Below are 16,170 nucleotides of genomic sequence, written 5' to 3'. Positions count from 1 at the left end.
ATCGATGTTTAAAACGAAAAATATTACTAATTACTTATTCTTTTATTATGTAATTTAATTACGTAACTACATACAAAAAGTGTCGTTTTTAAAACAAAGTATCTATTCCGAGTTATTTACTGGCTTTTGTTTTAATTTAGTGTTTTGAGTTTTTACTCTTATTTATTTAAGTTGTTGTTATTTAATTATTTTGTTGTTTTTATCTATTTTTAAATAGAAGGCGTAGATTTGCTTTTTGTTATATGTTGCGGCAACGTAAAGAACAGGTTAAGCAATAATGCTTATAAAAAGCTCACTACGGCTTATTGATAAAAGTGGTGATTAAGTTACAAGGATGGGGCGTTATGACAGATACAGCCGTTCAATCTAACTACCAAATGAAATTATCATTACAGCAACCGCTTACAGAATCGCAGCGTGAGATTTTATCGGATGACGCATTACTTTTCTTAGAACGTTTGGTGGATCGTTTTGCCGAGCGAATTCCTTTACTACTTGAAGATCGTGAACAGCGTCAGCGTCAAATAGATAGAGGCCAATTACCGGACTTTGATCCTGAAACAGAATCTATTCGTCACAGTGAGTGGAAAATTCAAAATATCCCTCAAGATTTACAAGACCGACGCGTGGAAATTACAGGCCCTGTTGATCGCAAAATGGTGATTAATGCGCTTAATGCCAATGTAAAAGTGTTTATGGCTGACTTTGAAGATTCTTTTGCACCAGCATGGAATGAAGTGATTGAAGGACAGCGTAATTTACGAGATGCGGTTAATGGCACCATTGATTATGTTAATCCTGCGAATGGCAAACATTATCAACTAGCCGATGATCCCGCAGTCTTGATATGCCGAGTTCGAGGATTACATTTACCTGAAAAGCATGTGCTGTGGAATGGCAAACCAATCCCTGGGGCGCTATTAGACTTTGCGCTGTACTTTTACCTCAATCAAAAAGCCTTATTAGCTAAAGGCAGTGGCCCATATTTCTATTTACCCAAATTACAGGCATACCGTGAAGCGGCATGGTGGAGTGATGTATTTAGTTATACCGAAGATGAATTTGGATTAGCGCGAGGCACTATTAAAGCCACCGTGTTGATTGAAACACTACCTGCTGTTTTTGAAATGGATGAGATCCTATTTAATTTAAAAGAGCACATTGTCGGGCTTAATTGTGGTCGTTGGGATTATATCTTCAGCTATATAAAAACCTTACGCCAATATCCAGATCGCATCTTACCCGATCGCCAAGTTGTAACAATGGAAAAGCCTTTTCTTAATGCGTACTCACGCTTGTTAGTTCGTACGTGTCATCGTCGTGGTGCTTTTGCTATGGGAGGGATGGCAGCCTTTATTCCATCTAAAGATCCACAGCGCCAAGCATGGGTTTTAAATAAAATTCAAACCGATAAAGCACTTGAGGCAAGTAATGGACACGATGGTACATGGGTTGCGCACCCAGGTCTTGCTGATACCGCATGTGGGGTATTTGATCACGTACTCGGCGATCGTAAAAACCAATTAGATATCACCCGTGATAACGATGCGCCGATTACGGCAAATGAGTTATTAGCGCCTTGTGATGGCGAACGAACAGAAGAGGGAATGCGTCACAATATTCGTGTCGCGGTGCAATACATTGAAGCATGGATTTCCGGTAATGGTTGTGTGCCAATTTATGGATTAATGGAAGATGCGGCAACCGCTGAAATTTCCCGAGCCTCGATTTGGCAGTGGATCAAACATAAGCAAGCGTTATCAAACGGTAAAGTGGTTACTAAAGCGTTGTTTGAGCAAATGCTAGCTGAAGAAATGTTGGTTTTAAAAGAAGAGTTAGGTGATGTTCGCTTTAATCAAGGACGCTTTGATGAAGCGGCTGAATTGATGGCAAAGCTGACCACAAGTGAAGAGTTAGAAAACTTCTTAACCTTACATGGTTATGAATATTTAAATTAAACGCCATAGCGTTTGTATAACAAAGAGAATCCGAGGTAGTTGAGGGTCGCAGTACCAGATGTATGTTGAAAATTAGTATCAATTAACCGTCATACCAACGGATGAAAGCGGATAGATACGAGGGATACCATTATGACATTAACACGCCAACAACAAATTGAAGCAATTGAAAAAGACTGGGCGGAAAACCCACGTTGGAAACATGTTAAGCGTACTTATAGTGCGGAAGAAGTCATTAATCTACGCGGCTCGTTTGCTCCAGCTAATACTATTGCTCAGCTTGGTGCTGACAAGTTATGGCAATTAGTTAATGGTGAAGCGAAAAAAGGGTATGTGAATTGTTTGGGCGCACTAACAGGTGACCAGGCTGTTCAGCAAGCAAAAGCCGGTATTGAAGCGATTTATTTATCAGGCTGGCAAGTGGCGGCAGATAATAATACTGCATCGACCATGTATCCCGATCAGTCGTTGTACCCAGTAGATTCTGTGCCTGCTGTGGTGAAACGTATTAATAATTCTTTCCGCCGTGCCGATCAAATTCAATGGGCGAATGGTGGTAACCCAGAAGACGGTGTTGATTATTTCTTACCGATTGTCGCTGATGCGGAAGCGGGTTTTGGTGGCGTACTTAATGCTTATGAGCTTATGCGTAGCATGATTGAAGCAGGTGCTGCTGGTGTTCACTTTGAAGATCAGCTAGCGTCGGTGAAAAAATGTGGTCACATGGGCGGTAAGGTACTGGTTCCTACTCAAGAAGCGGTGCAAAAGTTGGTCGCTGCCCGCTTAGCGGCAGATGTGGCTGGCACAACTACACTGGTAATTGCTCGTACAGATGCAAATGCTGCGGATTTATTAACCTCTGATTGCGACCCATATGACAAAGACTTCATTATTGGTGATCGTACCGCAGAAGGTTTCTACCGTGTCCGTGCTGGTATCGATCAGGCTATTGCTCGTGGCTTAGCATACGCACCATACGCAGATTTAATCTGGTGTGAGACCGCAACTCCATGTTTAGAAGAAGCGCGCAAATTTGCTGAAGCGATCCATGCGCAATACCCAGATCAGTTACTGGCTTATAACTGTTCTCCATCGTTTAACTGGGAGAAAAACCTTGATGCTGAAACCATTGCTAAATTCCAGCAAGAGCTTTCAGACATGGGCTATAAGTACCAGTTCATCACCTTAGCGGGTATCCATAATATGTGGTTTAACATGTTTGAATTAGCACATGCTTACGCGCAAGGTGAGGGGATGCGTCATTACGTTGAGAAAGTACAACGTCCTGAATTTGAAGCGGCAGAGAAAGGCTATACCTTCGTTGCGCACCAGCAAGAAGTGGGAACGGGCTACTTCGATACCATGACTAATACGATTCAAGGCGGTAATTCTTCGGTAACAGCACTGACTGGTTCTACAGAAGAAGATCAGTTTAAGTAATTAAGCTGCATCGCAATGAATAATATTTTTAAGATAACGTGTTTACTAACTATCCTAGCAAAGTGTTGTTATCAGCAGTACTTAAGTATAGGCCGCAGCTTTAAATGAGTACTGACTATTACGTTATCATCGGGGAGCATGACGCTCCCCTTTTTTATTCGTCTAGCATGTCGAGTGTTTCGAAATCAGACTCGATGGGATCAACTTCTTCCAGTGTTTCTATCAATGTAATCGCAATCGCGACAAAGTCTGAATCTGTGATAATACCGATCAGCTTTTTCTCTTTTACTACAGGTAAACAGCCTATTTTATGTTTTTGCATATACAGTGCGGCTTGTTTTAATCCTGCACGATAATCAACACTCATTACTTTAGTATTCATTGAACGATCAAGTAGGACATCAAGAGTTGAGGATAGCGGGTTTTCGATAATGGATTTGAGATTTGAATCTTGGGCGGAAAGAATATCACGCTGGCTAACGAGTCCTATCAATTCATTTTTATGGTCAGTAATAGGAATATGACGGATAGATAGTTTTTCCATCATTTCCTTTGCATCTAGCAAAGTATCATTGCGTGATAAGGTTCGAGGTTGGGGTGTCATCATATAAGCAACTGTGAACATATTAACCTCCATACAAGTGCGGTAAAAACAGCAAATAGACGAGTAATTTGCTTATCTTTTCTTCAATATATCGAATTGCGTTGCAAAAACGCATGATGAATATCAAATATTTCAATATATTCTGTGTGGATATTGCTTGGGTTAAGTGGAAGTGATGAGCGTTTGTTTTAATGGTTTAGCGAAAATTATCCATTTTAATCGAGTGAAATAACAGTTGGCTTCGCATCTTGGGGGAAGTTAAGTATATAATGCCCGCTTGCTGTGATTTAGGGCGTAATACAATGCAAGTTTCAGATTTTGATTTTGAACTACCAGACGAGTTAATTGCTCGTTATCCTCAACCAGAACGTACCGCGAGTCGTTTACTTCAAATGACGGGCAATACGGGTGAATTAGCGCATAAATGTTTTAAAGATGTGTTAGATCTTGTTCAACCGGGCGATTTACTTGTATTTAATAATACCCGAGTGATCCCTGCGCGTATGTTTGGGCATAAGGCGTCGGGTGGCAAAATTGAAGTGCTAGTTGAACGCATGCTTGATGACAAATCTATTTTGGCTCACGTTCGTGCCTCTAAGCCACCAAAGCCTGGTAATGAGCTATTGTTGGGTGAAAATGGTGAATTCTCAGCTGAGATGGTTGCACGTCATGATGCACTGTTTGAAATTCGCTTTAACAGCGATAAAACAGTACTAGAGATCCTTGATATCGTCGGTCACATGCCATTACCGCCTTACATTGATCGTCCTGATGAAGATGCAGATAAAGAGCGTTACCAAACGGTTTATAATGCAAAACCGGGCGCAGTAGCCGCACCAACGGCGGGTTTACATTTTGACGATAAGCTAATGGCTGATCTGAAAGCAAAAGGTGTAAACTTTGCGTTTGTAACCTTGCATGTTGGCGCAGGTACATTCCAGCCTGTACGTGTGGATGACATCAATGATCACCACATGCACTCGGAATATGTTGAAGTACCTGAAGAAGTGGTTGCTGCAGTTAATGAAACGCGTGCTAACGGTGGTCGTGTTATTGCTGTGGGTACAACATCTGTGCGTTCTTTAGAAAGTGCTGCACAAGATGCATTAAAGAAAGGTACTGAATTTAAGCCATTCTTTGGTGATACAGATATCTTTATTTTCCCTGGTTATCAGTTCCAGTTAGTGGATGCATTAATTACTAATTTCCACTTACCAGAATCAACTCTAATTATGTTAGTTAGCGCTTTTGCTGGCTATGAAAATACAATGAATGCTTACCATGAAGCAGTGGCAAATAAGTACCGCTTCTTCAGTTATGGTGATTCAATGTTCATTACTCGTAAAGACGCGTAAAACCCGATAGTTTTACGCTTGTTATAACGAGTAAAGATTAAGGCTGCTTTTTGTTACAATTGCAGCCTTTGTTGTGTCTGTGGCTTAGTATAAATTCTGTTATATAACCCAGTCACAGCATGACGTTCTTCCGCTACGCTTTAGTTAATCTTGTAATTGATGTAGCTAAAGCTAAGCTGGCAATCATCATTATCATGATTGTTTATGTGGTTTCTCAGCATGTGCTGGTGGAGCTAGGTCCTGTAATGGGAAATTCGTCAGATTGTTTCTCTGGCTTTTGGAGGTTTTGTGAAATTTGAATTAGATAAAACTCAAGGACGCGCTCGTCGTGGTCGCTTGCAGTTTGAACGCGGTACAGTAGAAACGCCTGCATTTATGCCAGTGGGTACTTACGGTACAGTTAAAGGTATGACGCCTGAGGAAGTGAAAGACACAGGTGCGCAAATCCTGTTAGGTAACACTTTCCACTTATGGCTTCGCCCTGGTCAAGAAGTAATGAAATTACACGGTGATTTACATGACTTCATGCAATGGCAAGGTCCTATCCTTACCGATTCAGGCGGTTTCCAAGTATTTAGCCTTGGTTCTCTACGTAAGATCACTGAAGAAGGTGTTCACTTCCGTAACCCTGTAAACGGTGACAAGATTTTCATGGACGCTGAAAAGTCGATGGAAATTCAAAAAGACCTAGGTTCTGACATCGTAATGATTTTCGACGAGTGTACGCCATACCCAGCGACGCACGAAGAAGCGAAGAAATCGATGGAAATGTCACTACGTTGGGCTAAGCGCAGCCGTAATCACTTCGACAAACTTGAAAACCCGAATGCATTATTCGGTATTGTTCAAGGTGGTGTTTACGAAGACTTACGTGATGTATCAGTTGAAGGCCTAACGAATATTGGTTTTGACGGTTACGCTGTAGGTGGTCTAGCTGTAGGTGAGCCTAAAGAAGACATGCACCGCATTCTTGAGCACACATGTCCACAACTTCCAGAAGATAAGCCTCGCTACCTTATGGGCGTAGGTAAACCTGAAGATCTAGTGGAAGGTGTTCGTCGCGGTATTGATATGTTTGACTGTGTAATGCCAACACGTAATGCCCGTAATGGTCACTTATTTGTGACTGGTGGTGTGATCAAGATCCGCAATGCGAAACATAAAACAGACACAACGCCTTTAGATCCGCATTGTGACTGTTACACTTGTCGTAACTATTCAAAAGCGTACCTATATCATCTAGATAAGTGTAATGAAATCTTAGGTGCACGCTTAAATACCATTCATAACTTACGCTACTACCAACGTCTAATGGAAAGTATTCGTAAGTCAATTGAAGAAGATCGTTTCGATGCGTTTGTAGAAGAATTCTACGCTCGTCGAGACCGTGAAGTTCCACCATTAAATGTTTAAACGAGGACGTTATTAATGAGTTTATTTATCTCACAAGCACACGCAGCAGCAGAAGGTGCCCCTCAAGGCGGTAGCATGCAGCTATTCATCATGCTTGGTCTATTCGCTGTTATTTTTTACTTCATGATTTACCGTCCACAAGCTAAGCGTGTGAAAGAGCATAAAGCGCTGATGAGCTCAATGGGCAAAGGCGATGAAGTAATGACAAATGGCGGTCTACTAGGTCGTATCACTAAAGTATCTGCTGACAGTGATTACATTGTTATTGCGCTAAATAACAATACTGAAGTAACAATCAAAAAAGATTTCGTTACTGCAGTTCTGCCAAAAGGCACTATGCAGTCTCTTTAATACTGCAAAAATAAAACATTCGCTTTGAAGGATCATAGCAGTGCTTAACCGATACCCCCTATGGAAGAACCTGATGGTGTTGTTCGCACTTATCATTGGTTTGCTTTACGCACTTCCTAACGTGTACGGTGAAGATCCAGCGATTCAAATCACCGGGGCGCGCGGCGCCTCGGTTGATATGAGCGCTCTGGATACCGTTACCGAAGATTTAAAAAAGAACAATATCCCTTACAAGTCAGCTGTTTTTGAAAATGGCTCTGTACTTGTCCGCTTCAATGATACTGATACTCAAATCAGTGCCCGCGATATCCTTAATGGTGAATTAGGTAAAGACTACGTTGTAGCACTAAACCTTGCCGCTGCCACTCCTTCATGGCTTGAATCTATTGGTGCGACACCAATGAAATTAGGTTTGGATTTACGTGGTGGTGTTCACTTCTTAATGGAAGTTGATATGGACGCAGCAATGGAAAAACTTCTTGGTCAGCAAGAAGAAACGTTCCGTACTGAGCTGCGTGAGGAAAAAATTCGCTACCGTGCAATCAGTAAAACGAAAGACAGCGTTCAAGTTCGCCTTCGTGATGAAGCGCAATTAGAACAAGCTGAACTGGCGTTAGAAAAATTGCATCCTGATATGGTGTTTACTACCAGTGAAACAAATGGTCGTTTTGTATTAACGGCTAAATTTACTGAAGAGCGCTTACAGGAAATCCGTAATTATGCTGTTGACCAAAACATCACCATTTTACGTAACCGTGTAAATGAACTGGGTGTGGCTGAACCACTGGTACAGCGTCAAGGCGCAAACCGTATTGTGGTTGAGTTACCGGGTGTTCAAGACACGGCACGTGCAAAAGAAATTTTAGGTGCAACAGCAACCCTTGAGTTCCGTGAAGTAGACAGCAGTGCTGATTTAGCTGCCGCTGCTGCAGGTCGTGTACCTGCGGGTAGTGAAGTGAAGATGACACGTGATGGTCGCCCTGCGGTACTGAAAAAACGTGTGATCCTAGCGGGTTCTCACATTACCGATGCAAGTTCAAGTGCTGATGAATATGGTCGCCCACAGGTGAATATCTCGCTAGATACCGAAGGTGGTAGCAAGATGACTGCGTTCTCTAAGAACAATGTCGGTAAGCTGATGGCAACGGTATTTACTGAGTACAAAGACAGCGGAAAACGTGGTCCTGACGGTAAAGTGATCCTTGAAAAACACGAAGAAGTGATCAACCAAGCAACGATTCAATCGGCACTTGGTCGTAACTTCCGTATTACAGGTATCGACTCACAAGCAGAAGCGCATAACTTGTCGCTATTGCTTCGTGCAGGTGCCCTGATTGCGCCAATCTCAATTGTTGAAGAACGTACCATTGGTCCATCAATGGGTCAGCAAAACATTGATATGGGTGTGCAAGCGTGTATCTGGGGTATGGTGGCGGTAATGCTATTTACACTGCTTTACTACCGTGGCTTTGGCTTGATCGCAAACCTTGCACTAATGATGAACTTGGTATTGATTATCGGTGTCATGTCGATGATCCCAGGGGCTACCATGACCTTACCAGGTATCGCCGGTATTGTATTAACCGTCGGTATGGCTGTTGATGCGAACGTGCTGATCTTTGAACGTATTCGTGAAGAATTACGTGAAGGTCGCAGTCCACAACAAGCTATCCAGCAAGGTTATGGCAATGCATTTAGCACCATTGCCGATGCGAACATTACCACCTTAATTACAGCAATTATTCTATTTGCTGTGGGTACTGGTGCGATCAAAGGTTTTGCCGTGACATTATCGATTGGTATTTTGACTTCGATGTTCACAGCGATTGTCGGCACACGTGCCGTGGTTAACTTGATCTACGGCGGCAAACGCGTAGATAAGTTGTCGATTTAAGAGGACGCTGAGATGAGAGAATTATTGAATGCGGACAAAGTCGTCGACTTCATGCGTTGGTCAAAAGTTGCTTTTGTTTTCTCGCTATTAATGATCGCAGGATCCATTGGTACGATTGCAACAAAAGGGCTTAACTGGGGCTTAGACTTTACTGGCGGAACGCTGATTGAAGTGAGCTTCAAAGAGCCAGCTAATTTACCCTTGATCCGTGAATCATTACAGAAAGCGGGATTTGGTGATGCCATTGTACAAAACTTTGGTACAGCACGTGATGTCATGGTACGTTTACAACCGCGTGATGATGTTAAAGGTGAAGTGTTAGGTAACCAAATCATCGATGCTTTAAAAGAAGGTACTGCGCAATCTGTTGAAATGCGCCGTATTGAGTTCGTTGGTCCGAATGTGGGTGATGAACTAGCTGAAGCGGGTGGTATGGCAATTCTGATTGCATTGCTATGTATCTTACTTTACGTGTCATTGCGTTTTGAATGGCGTTTAGCCGCAGGTGCGGTAATGTCATTGGCGCACGATATCATCATTACCGTTGGTATCTTCTCTTTACTACAAGTAGAAGTTGATCTAACGATTGTCGCGGCGTTACTTACGGTTGTCGGTTACTCATTGAACGATACTATCGTTGTCTTTGACCGTATCCGTGAGAACTTCCGTAAGATGCGTAAAGAAAGCCCTGCTGAAATCATGAATAATTCAATTTCACAAACATTAAGTCGTACTTTGATCACATCGGGTACCACCTTATTTGTAGTGATTGCTTTGTTCGTATTAGGCGGCAGCATGATCCACGGTTTTGCATTAGCGTTATTGATCGGTATTACTATCGGTACTTACTCTTCAATTTACGTTGCATCGGCGCTTGCGCTTAAACTGGGTATTACTCGTGAGCACTTGATGCCAACACTGGTTGAGAAAGAAGGTGAGGAATTTGATGCAATGCCATAATTGGTAAGCATAAATTCTTAATAAAAAGGATCGCATAAGCGATCCTTTTTTTATTGTTTTAAGGCGATGATTTGTTGAATCTCAGCTTTGACTTGATCAAGCCATTCATAACGTCGGCGATACATTGCACGCTTAGGGCGTGAAATATCTTCCGGATCACGACGTACATCTTCCATCGGTAATTGATAAAAATGTGTATCGTATTCTGTACCACCTAATGCTTCCCAATGGCGGTTGTAGTCTGTTTTGATCCTTGAACTACCGTATTTTTTAGATTTATAACGTTTGGCGCAATAGGTATGGGACTCGTTTTTGATCGCTAATAAATGATCTGCTTGCCAGCAGTTGGCAATAAACGTCATCATTTTTATCATTAAATCTTTTGGTCTTTGACCATGTAATGTTTTAGTGAGTCTTTTTATTTTAAGGTTATTTTCTTCGTTGCTAGCAGGCCCCTGTAACCCACCTATAATGATACTCCGTTTACCGTCTTGATTATTTACGATAAACGTTACGGTATAAAAGTTATTACCTTGTGCATCAAACAAGACTAAGCAAAGTTCGCCTTCTTTTTGGTAGCGACCATCAAAGGTTAGGTTAAGTGAGTACTCTTGATCATCAACAATGAATGAAACTAACTTTAGCCCCTTGCTGTTGGCAAAAATATGCTCTTTTGTTGCTGATGGTAATTCATTAGAAATGAACTGATAGTGTTTAGTAATAAACGCTACACGCTGGCTCGGTGCTGCAGTATTTGTTATGTAAGGACGAAAAGGTTTTTCAATGAAACGGTTGTGTCTTTTACATAAGGTTGCTAGTAGCGTCGGATCTATACCATTGACGAGCTTTTGTAGTGAAGATTTATAAAAAAAGCCACGAGTGAGAAACTTGAGGCGATAAGTCCATAGCGGGCTATATTTATCTGATAATTCCGTAGGGTAAACTTCAATGGAAAGTTTACTTAAAGACAAGGTATTCATAATTCTTTAAAGGTATTAAATATACTATAAAGTAATTATATGGTAATGAGACGCCTTATTATATAGATGTACAATAAAAAAGCCCTGCTGATAAATATCAGCAGGGCTTTTATTCTTACTGGATAACTAAATGATTATTTAGTTAGTGCATCGCTACCGAATTCACGGATTTTAGCAAGCATTGGCTTAACTACACGAGCGTTACCAGCAACGATGTTGCCAGTTGTTAGGTAGTTAGTGTTACCAGTAAAGTCAGCACAGATAGCACCAGCTTCACGCGCGATTAGTTCACCCGCAGCAATTTCCCAAGGCTTTTGACCTAGTTTAAATACGCCGTCAACACGACCAGCAGCTAGGTAACATAGATCCAATGCTGTTGAGCCTGATTGACGCATGTCATCACACTCGATAAATAGTGCATTTTGGATTTTTAGGTAGCTTTCTGCGTGTTGCTTAGCAGCGAAAGGTAGACCTGTTGCTAGAACAGTACCTGTTAGATCGCGAGGTTGAGAAGCACGAATACGCTGGCTGTTTAGCTGAGCGCCAGCACCGCGTGTTGCAGTGAATAGTTCGTTACGAGCAGGATCGTAAACAGCAGCAACTTCAGTACGACCACGCATGCGTAGTGCGATAGAAATTGCAAAGTGTGGGTAACCGCGAACGAAGTTCTTGGTGCCATCCACTGGGTCGATAATCCATTGACACTCTTTGTCACGTCCTTCTTTGTTACCAGATTCAGCTGCAACGATGCAGTGATCAGGGTAAGACTTAAGGATAGTATCGATGATGATAGCTTCTGCTTCATGATCGATATTGGTAACAACATCATTACCTTTATTAGCAACTTCAATAGATTGAGGTTTTTCTAGAGATTTAATGACATGGTCACCAGCCTTTCGCACAGCGCGAATGGCAATATTAAGCATCGGATGCATAGGATCTTCCCAACGGATGTTAAAGAACTAAAAAGCGGCGGCGAGTATAACAGAGCTAAAAAAAAAAGGAAGTGGTTATTTTTTCGTCATTGATACGAATCTATTGCGCGTTTGTGCTGGTTAATGCGTACTAAACATAGATAAATAACCTTGATTAGCACAATCTGATTATTGAATAGTAGTAATAGATAATTACTGATATCAAAAACACATGTTTTCTCCATTTTTGTTATGGCTGTGCTAAAATCCCCCAGCTTTAGTTAATTGTGGAATCTTGTTTCATCATGTTAGATAAAATTCGCGTTGTATTAGTGGGTACATCACATCCAGGCAATATTGGTTCAGCGGCTCGTGCCATGAAGGTTATGGGTTTGACGAATCTAGTATTAGTTGATCCGGCTTGTGAGATTGATAGCCATACAATTGCATTAGCTGCTGGAGCCGCTGATGTAGTGGAAAATGCAAAGATTGTAAAAACACTTGATGAAGCAGTATCCGATTGTGGTTTAGTTGTGGGCTCTAGTGCGCGTTCTCGTACTCTAGAATGGCCGCAATTAGATCCTCGTGAAAACGGTATTAAGGTGGTTGCTGAATCAGAGCACCATAATGTTGCGATCTTATTTGGTCGCGAGCGTACCGACTTAACGAATGAAGAATTACAAAAGTGTCATTGCCATGTCTATATTCCAGCAAATCCAGAATATAGTTCATTGAATCTGGCAATGGCAGTACAGACGGTAAGTTATGAAGTCCGTATGGCATATTTGGAAAGCCAAAAACATACGAGTAAAACGCAAGTTGAAGAATATCCTCGCGCAGAAGAGCTTGAACGATTTTACGTTCACTTAGAACACGTCACTCGTCAAACCCGCTTCATAAATAAAAATCACCCAGGCATGGTGATGGCAAAATTACGTCGTTTATTTACTCGTGCTCGTCCCGAGCAGCAAGAGCTAAATATCTTACGAGGTATTTTATCGTCAGTAGAAAAAACCATTGAAACCCTAGAAAAGAACAACAAATAACCATTTTACTCGTAAGGGTGAATAACCAAGTAAATTGGTCAGGTAAATACTTGACTGTTTTAGTTGGTTATGAGAAACTTGCTTAAACTATTCAAGCAGGTAGCAATGTTATGAAGTTGACTTCAAAAGGAAGATACGCGGTAACAGCAATGTTAGATGTAGCATTGCACTCGCATAATGGACCGGTTCCGTTGGCGGATATTTCAGAGCGTCAAGGGATATCGCTGTCTTACTTAGAACAATTATTTTCGCGTCTTCGCAAAGCAGGTTTAGTAACGAGTGTGCGTGGACCTGGCGGTGGTTACCGTTTAGGCGAAGAAGCATCAGATATTGCTGTTGGTATGGTGATCGCAGCTGTTGATGAGTCAGTGGATGCAACCAAATGTCATGGGAAAGGAGACTGCCAAGGCGGTGCTCGTTGTTTAACCCACACGTTGTGGCATGACTTAAGCGATCGTATTAGCGGCTTTTTAAATAACATCACTCTTGGTGAGTTGATGAAAGATAATGATGTACAAAGTATTTCTGAACGTCAGGACGAGATCCTACAGGAGAATGCTAAAGCATCTTTTGGACATAAAAAATTACACGACAGCGCCACAACAATAGGTGTCGATGTCCGCTCCTAGAGACCAGACGTTCGTGTTTTCGGAGAAGAAAATGAAACTGCCAATATATTTTGATTATTCCGCTACTTGCCCTGTTGATCCTCGCGTTGCCGAGAAGATGATGCAGTGCTTAACTATGGAAGGTAACTTCGGTAACCCAGCTTCACGCTCTCACCGTTATGGTTGGCAGGCAGAAGAAGCAGTTGATGCTGCTCGTGAACATATTGCTGATTTAGTAAATGCAGATCCACGTGAGATCGTATTTACCTCTGGTGCTACGGAATCAGATAACCTTGCGATTAAAGGTGCATCTCACTTTTATAGCAAAAAAGGTAAGCACGTTATTACCTGTAAAACAGAACATAAAGCGGTTCTTGACCCATGTCGTCAGCTAGAGCGTGAAGGTTTTGAGGTAACTTACCTTGAGCCAGAATCAAACGGTCTTATTGATCTCGCTAAACTACGTGATGCTATGCGTGAAGACACAGTTCTTGTTTCAATCATGCACGTGAACAATGAAATTGGTGTAGTACAAGATATCGCAGCAATTGGTGAGCTATGTCGTGAAAACAAAACTGTTTTCCACGTAGATGCGGCACAATCTGCTGGTAAACTACCGATTGATGTTCAAGAAATGAAAGTGGACTTGATCTCTTTCTCTGCACACAAAATTTACGGTCCAAAAGGTATTGGCGCACTATACGTACGTCGTAAGCCTCGTATTCGTCTTGAAGCACAAATGCACGGCGGTGGTCATGAGCGTGGTTTCCGTTCTGGTACACTACCAACTCACCAAATTGTGGGTATGGGTGAAGCATTCCGTATAGCTAAAGAAGAAATGGAACAAGATTACAAACACGCTGTTCAATTACGTGATCGCTTGCTAAAAGGCCTTGAAGGTATTGAAGCAATGTCTATCAACGGTGATCTTGAACAACGTGTTCCAAATAACCTAAACATTAGCTTTGCTTTCGTTGAAGGCGAATCGCTACTGATGGCATTAAAAGATCTTGCAGTATCATCTGGTTCAGCATGTACTTCTGCAAGTCTAGAACCTTCTTACGTACTACGTGCACTTGGTCTAAATGACGAACTAGCACACAGTTCTATTCGCTTCTCATTTGGTCGTTTCACCACAGAAGAAGAAGTGGATTATGCAGTAGCTCAAATTAAAGGTGCAGTAGATAAACTACGTGAAATGTCACCACTTTGGGATATGTATAAAGAAGGTATTGATTTAGACACAGTTGAGTGGGCACACCACTAATCTGCGGTTAGACTGATTTCGAGGAAATTTATCATGGCATATAGTGAAAAAGTCATCGATCATTATGAAAATCCGCGTAACGTGGGTTCATTTGACAAAGACGACAAAAATATAGGTAGCGGCATGGTGGGTGCACCAGCATGTGGCGACGTAATGAAACTTCAGATCAAAGTAACTGAAGAAGGCATCATCGAAGATGCGAAATTTAAAACTTACGGTTGTGGTTCTGCAATCGCATCTAGCTCTTTAATCACTGAGTGGGTTAAAGGTAAAACACTAGACGAAGCAGCATCAATCAAGAACTCAGCGATTGCTGAAGAACTTGAGCTACCATCGGTTAAGGTTCACTGTTCTATTCTTGCAGAAGATGCAATTAAAGCAGCAGTTAGCGATTACAAAAAGAAACACGAGCAAGAATAACTTTCTGAGGGTTGAGGTATGGCCATTACAATCACTGAAGCGGCTGCAAGTCGCGTATCGACTTTTTTAGCCAATCGTGGCAAAGGTCTTGGCCTACGCCTTGGGGTTCGTACTTCAGGATGTTCAGGAATGGCTTACATCCTTGAGTTCGTTGACGAACTTGACGAAGGAGATCAAGTCTTCGAAGAGAAAGGCGTTAAAATTATCGTTGATGCAAAAAGTTTAGTTTACCTTGAAGGTACTGAATTAGATTTCGCCAAAGAAGGTCTGAATGAAGGCTTTAAGTTTAACAACCCTAACGTATCAAGCGAATGTGGTTGTGGCGAAAGCTTCAACGTATAAACGTTTTTAGTGTTTCAGTTAAACCTGATAGCTGATCGTCATAGGCGAGTTGGTTGTCAGGTTTAATTTTTATAGATGGTCGCAATATGAATCATTTCGAATTATTTGGACTACCTTTTCAGTTTGAACTAGACGGTAGCCAACTTGCCACTCAGTTCCGTGAACTACAACGTCATTTTCATCCCGATAATTATGCGACAGCATCAGAGCGTGACCGCTTACTTGCCGTTCAAAAAGCAGCGCAAATTAACGATGCTTTTCAAACGTTAAAAAATCCGGTATCCCGTGCTGAATATATGCTGGCCGAGCGAGATGAAGATATTCGTGGTGAGCAAAAAACATTGCAAGATATGGCGTTCTTGATGCAACAAATGGAACTGCGAGAAGCATTAGAAGCGATTCCTGACTCATCAGATCCCGAAAGCGCATTGTTTGATTTTGAGCAACAAGCATCAGCGATGTATAAAGAGCAATTAGCCCAACTTACCGTATTATTAAATAACGAAAAGTGGGAAGAAGCTGCTGATGCGGTACGTAAATTAAAGTTTATTGTGAAATTGCGTGATGAAGTTGAGCGCCTTGAAGAGTCGCTATTCGATTAATCATCCATATTCGCTA

At 41.7% G+C, this 16,170-nt stretch carries 16 protein-coding genes; 13 read left to right on the top strand and 3 right to left on the bottom strand.

Going from position 1 to position 16,170, the window contains the following annotated elements; translation table 11 throughout:
* Positions 1 to 344 precede the first annotated feature (344 nt).
* A complete protein-coding gene (gene aceB, locus Q7674_RS18570; protein WP_023931403.1) occupies positions 345 to 1,958 on the top strand; it encodes a malate synthase A in 1,614 nt (537 codons plus the stop codon).
* 132 nt (positions 1,959 to 2,090) lie between these two features.
* Positions 2,091 to 3,398 carry an isocitrate lyase gene (gene aceA, locus Q7674_RS18565; RefSeq protein ID WP_305423069.1) on the top strand — a complete coding sequence of 436 codons (1,308 nt, stop codon included), beginning with the start codon at positions 2,091 to 2,093 and terminating at the stop codon, positions 3,396 to 3,398.
* A gap of 154 nt (positions 3,399 to 3,552) precedes the next feature.
* On the opposite strand, the gene Q7674_RS18560 is transcribed toward aceA, so the two are convergent.
* Complete coding sequence (locus Q7674_RS18560; RefSeq protein WP_045064521.1) at positions 3,553 to 4,023, bottom strand: CBS domain-containing protein; 471 nt, start codon at positions 4,021 to 4,023, stop codon at positions 3,553 to 3,555.
* A gap of 281 nt (positions 4,024 to 4,304) precedes the next feature.
* Here Q7674_RS18560 and queA point away from each other — a divergent pair, with 281 nt between their 5' ends.
* The 5 genes from queA (at position 4,305) to secF (ending at position 9,975) form a co-directional block, all read left to right on the top strand.
* A complete protein-coding gene (gene queA / locus Q7674_RS18555) occupies positions 4,305 to 5,357 on the top strand; it encodes a tRNA preQ1(34) S-adenosylmethionine ribosyltransferase-isomerase QueA (protein ID WP_023931408.1) in 1,053 nt (350 codons plus the stop codon).
* Positions 5,358 to 5,645: 288 nt separating this feature from the next.
* A complete protein-coding gene (tgt, locus tag Q7674_RS18550; protein WP_008987761.1) occupies positions 5,646 to 6,770 on the top strand; it encodes a tRNA guanosine(34) transglycosylase Tgt in 1,125 nt (374 codons plus the stop codon).
* A gap of 15 nt (positions 6,771 to 6,785) precedes the next feature.
* Positions 6,786 to 7,121, top strand: a complete 336-nt coding sequence (gene yajC / locus Q7674_RS18545) for a preprotein translocase subunit YajC (protein ID WP_008987760.1) — start codon at positions 6,786 to 6,788, stop codon at positions 7,119 to 7,121.
* Positions 7,122 to 7,161: 40 nt separating this feature from the next.
* On the top strand, positions 7,162 to 9,015 hold the full coding sequence (gene secD / locus Q7674_RS18540) for a protein translocase subunit SecD (protein ID WP_080562896.1): 1,854 nt from the start codon (positions 7,162 to 7,164) through the stop codon (positions 9,013 to 9,015).
* A gap of 12 nt (positions 9,016 to 9,027) precedes the next feature.
* Positions 9,028 to 9,975, top strand: a complete 948-nt coding sequence (secF, locus tag Q7674_RS18535) for a protein translocase subunit SecF (protein WP_305423067.1) — start codon at positions 9,028 to 9,030, stop codon at positions 9,973 to 9,975.
* Positions 9,976 to 10,025: 50 nt separating this feature from the next.
* Here secF and Q7674_RS18530 read toward each other — a convergent pair whose 3' ends face one another.
* Both Q7674_RS18530 and suhB read right to left on the bottom strand, forming a co-directional pair.
* Positions 10,026 to 10,955, bottom strand: coding sequence for a VirK/YbjX family protein (locus Q7674_RS18530; RefSeq protein ID WP_023931411.1), 930 nt, complete (start codon positions 10,953 to 10,955; stop codon positions 10,026 to 10,028).
* Positions 10,956 to 11,089: 134 nt separating this feature from the next.
* Entirely contained in the window at positions 11,090 to 11,890 is an 801-nt protein-coding gene (suhB, locus tag Q7674_RS18525; protein ID WP_008987756.1) for an inositol-1-monophosphatase, read from the bottom strand.
* Positions 11,891 to 12,174: 284 nt separating this feature from the next.
* Between suhB and trmJ the strand changes: the two genes are divergently transcribed.
* From trmJ to hscB, 6 genes are all read left to right on the top strand, one after another.
* Positions 12,175 to 12,915 carry a tRNA (cytosine(32)/uridine(32)-2'-O)-methyltransferase TrmJ gene (gene trmJ, locus Q7674_RS18520; RefSeq protein WP_305423066.1) on the top strand — a complete coding sequence of 247 codons (741 nt, stop codon included), beginning with the start codon at positions 12,175 to 12,177 and terminating at the stop codon, positions 12,913 to 12,915.
* Between the two features lie 110 nt (positions 12,916 to 13,025).
* Positions 13,026 to 13,544 (top strand): Fe-S cluster assembly transcriptional regulator IscR, encoded by a 519-nt coding sequence (gene iscR / locus Q7674_RS18515; RefSeq protein WP_023931413.1) that lies wholly within the window; start codon positions 13,026 to 13,028, stop codon positions 13,542 to 13,544.
* Between the two features lie 31 nt (positions 13,545 to 13,575).
* Positions 13,576 to 14,790, top strand: coding sequence for an IscS subfamily cysteine desulfurase (locus Q7674_RS18510; RefSeq protein ID WP_023931414.1), 1,215 nt, complete (start codon positions 13,576 to 13,578; stop codon positions 14,788 to 14,790).
* Between the two features lie 33 nt (positions 14,791 to 14,823).
* A complete protein-coding gene (gene iscU, locus Q7674_RS18505) occupies positions 14,824 to 15,210 on the top strand; it encodes a Fe-S cluster assembly scaffold IscU (RefSeq protein WP_305423065.1) in 387 nt (128 codons plus the stop codon).
* Between the two features lie 18 nt (positions 15,211 to 15,228).
* Entirely contained in the window at positions 15,229 to 15,552 is a 324-nt protein-coding gene (gene iscA / locus Q7674_RS18500; protein ID WP_023931415.1) for an iron-sulfur cluster assembly protein IscA, read from the top strand.
* An 86-nt stretch (positions 15,553 to 15,638) separates the two neighbouring features.
* Positions 15,639 to 16,154 (top strand): co-chaperone HscB, encoded by a 516-nt coding sequence (hscB, locus tag Q7674_RS18495; protein WP_008987750.1) that lies wholly within the window; start codon positions 15,639 to 15,641, stop codon positions 16,152 to 16,154.
* Positions 16,155 to 16,170: the final 16 nt, after the last annotated feature.

Source organism: Photobacterium leiognathi, assembly GCF_030685535.1.
In the GTDB taxonomy this organism is placed as follows: domain Bacteria; phylum Pseudomonadota; class Gammaproteobacteria; order Enterobacterales; family Vibrionaceae; genus Photobacterium; species Photobacterium leiognathi.
Note: the sequence above shows the minus strand (reverse complement) of the source record. Positions and strands in the feature narration are given on the sequence as shown.

What these genes read in the sequence shown, in the direction of transcription:
- aceB (WP_023931403.1), top strand. Translation starts at nt 345, where the DNA reads ATGACAGATACAGCCGTTCAATCTAACTACCAAATGAAATTATCATTA.
- aceA (WP_305423069.1), top strand. Translation starts at nt 2,091, where the DNA reads ATGACATTAACACGCCAACAACAAATTGAAGCAATTGAAAAAGACTGG.
- Q7674_RS18560 (WP_045064521.1), bottom strand. Translation starts at nt 4,023, where the DNA reads ATGTTCACAGTTGCTTATATGATGACACCCCAACCTCGAACCTTATCA.
- queA (WP_023931408.1), top strand. Translation starts at nt 4,305, where the DNA reads ATGCAAGTTTCAGATTTTGATTTTGAACTACCAGACGAGTTAATTGCT.
- yajC (WP_008987760.1), top strand. Translation starts at nt 6,786, where the DNA reads ATGAGTTTATTTATCTCACAAGCACACGCAGCAGCAGAAGGTGCCCCT.
- secF (WP_305423067.1), top strand. Translation starts at nt 9,028, where the DNA reads ATGAGAGAATTATTGAATGCGGACAAAGTCGTCGACTTCATGCGTTGG.
- Q7674_RS18530 (WP_023931411.1), bottom strand. Translation starts at nt 10,955, where the DNA reads ATGAATACCTTGTCTTTAAGTAAACTTTCCATTGAAGTTTACCCTACG.
- suhB (WP_008987756.1), bottom strand. Translation starts at nt 11,890, where the DNA reads ATGCATCCGATGCTTAATATTGCCATTCGCGCTGTGCGAAAGGCTGGT.
- trmJ (WP_305423066.1), top strand. Translation starts at nt 12,175, where the DNA reads ATGTTAGATAAAATTCGCGTTGTATTAGTGGGTACATCACATCCAGGC.
- iscR (WP_023931413.1), top strand. Translation starts at nt 13,026, where the DNA reads ATGAAGTTGACTTCAAAAGGAAGATACGCGGTAACAGCAATGTTAGAT.
- Q7674_RS18510 (WP_023931414.1), top strand. Translation starts at nt 13,576, where the DNA reads ATGAAACTGCCAATATATTTTGATTATTCCGCTACTTGCCCTGTTGAT.
- iscU (WP_305423065.1), top strand. Translation starts at nt 14,824, where the DNA reads ATGGCATATAGTGAAAAAGTCATCGATCATTATGAAAATCCGCGTAAC.
- iscA (WP_023931415.1), top strand. Translation starts at nt 15,229, where the DNA reads ATGGCCATTACAATCACTGAAGCGGCTGCAAGTCGCGTATCGACTTTT.
- hscB (WP_008987750.1), top strand. Translation starts at nt 15,639, where the DNA reads ATGAATCATTTCGAATTATTTGGACTACCTTTTCAGTTTGAACTAGAC.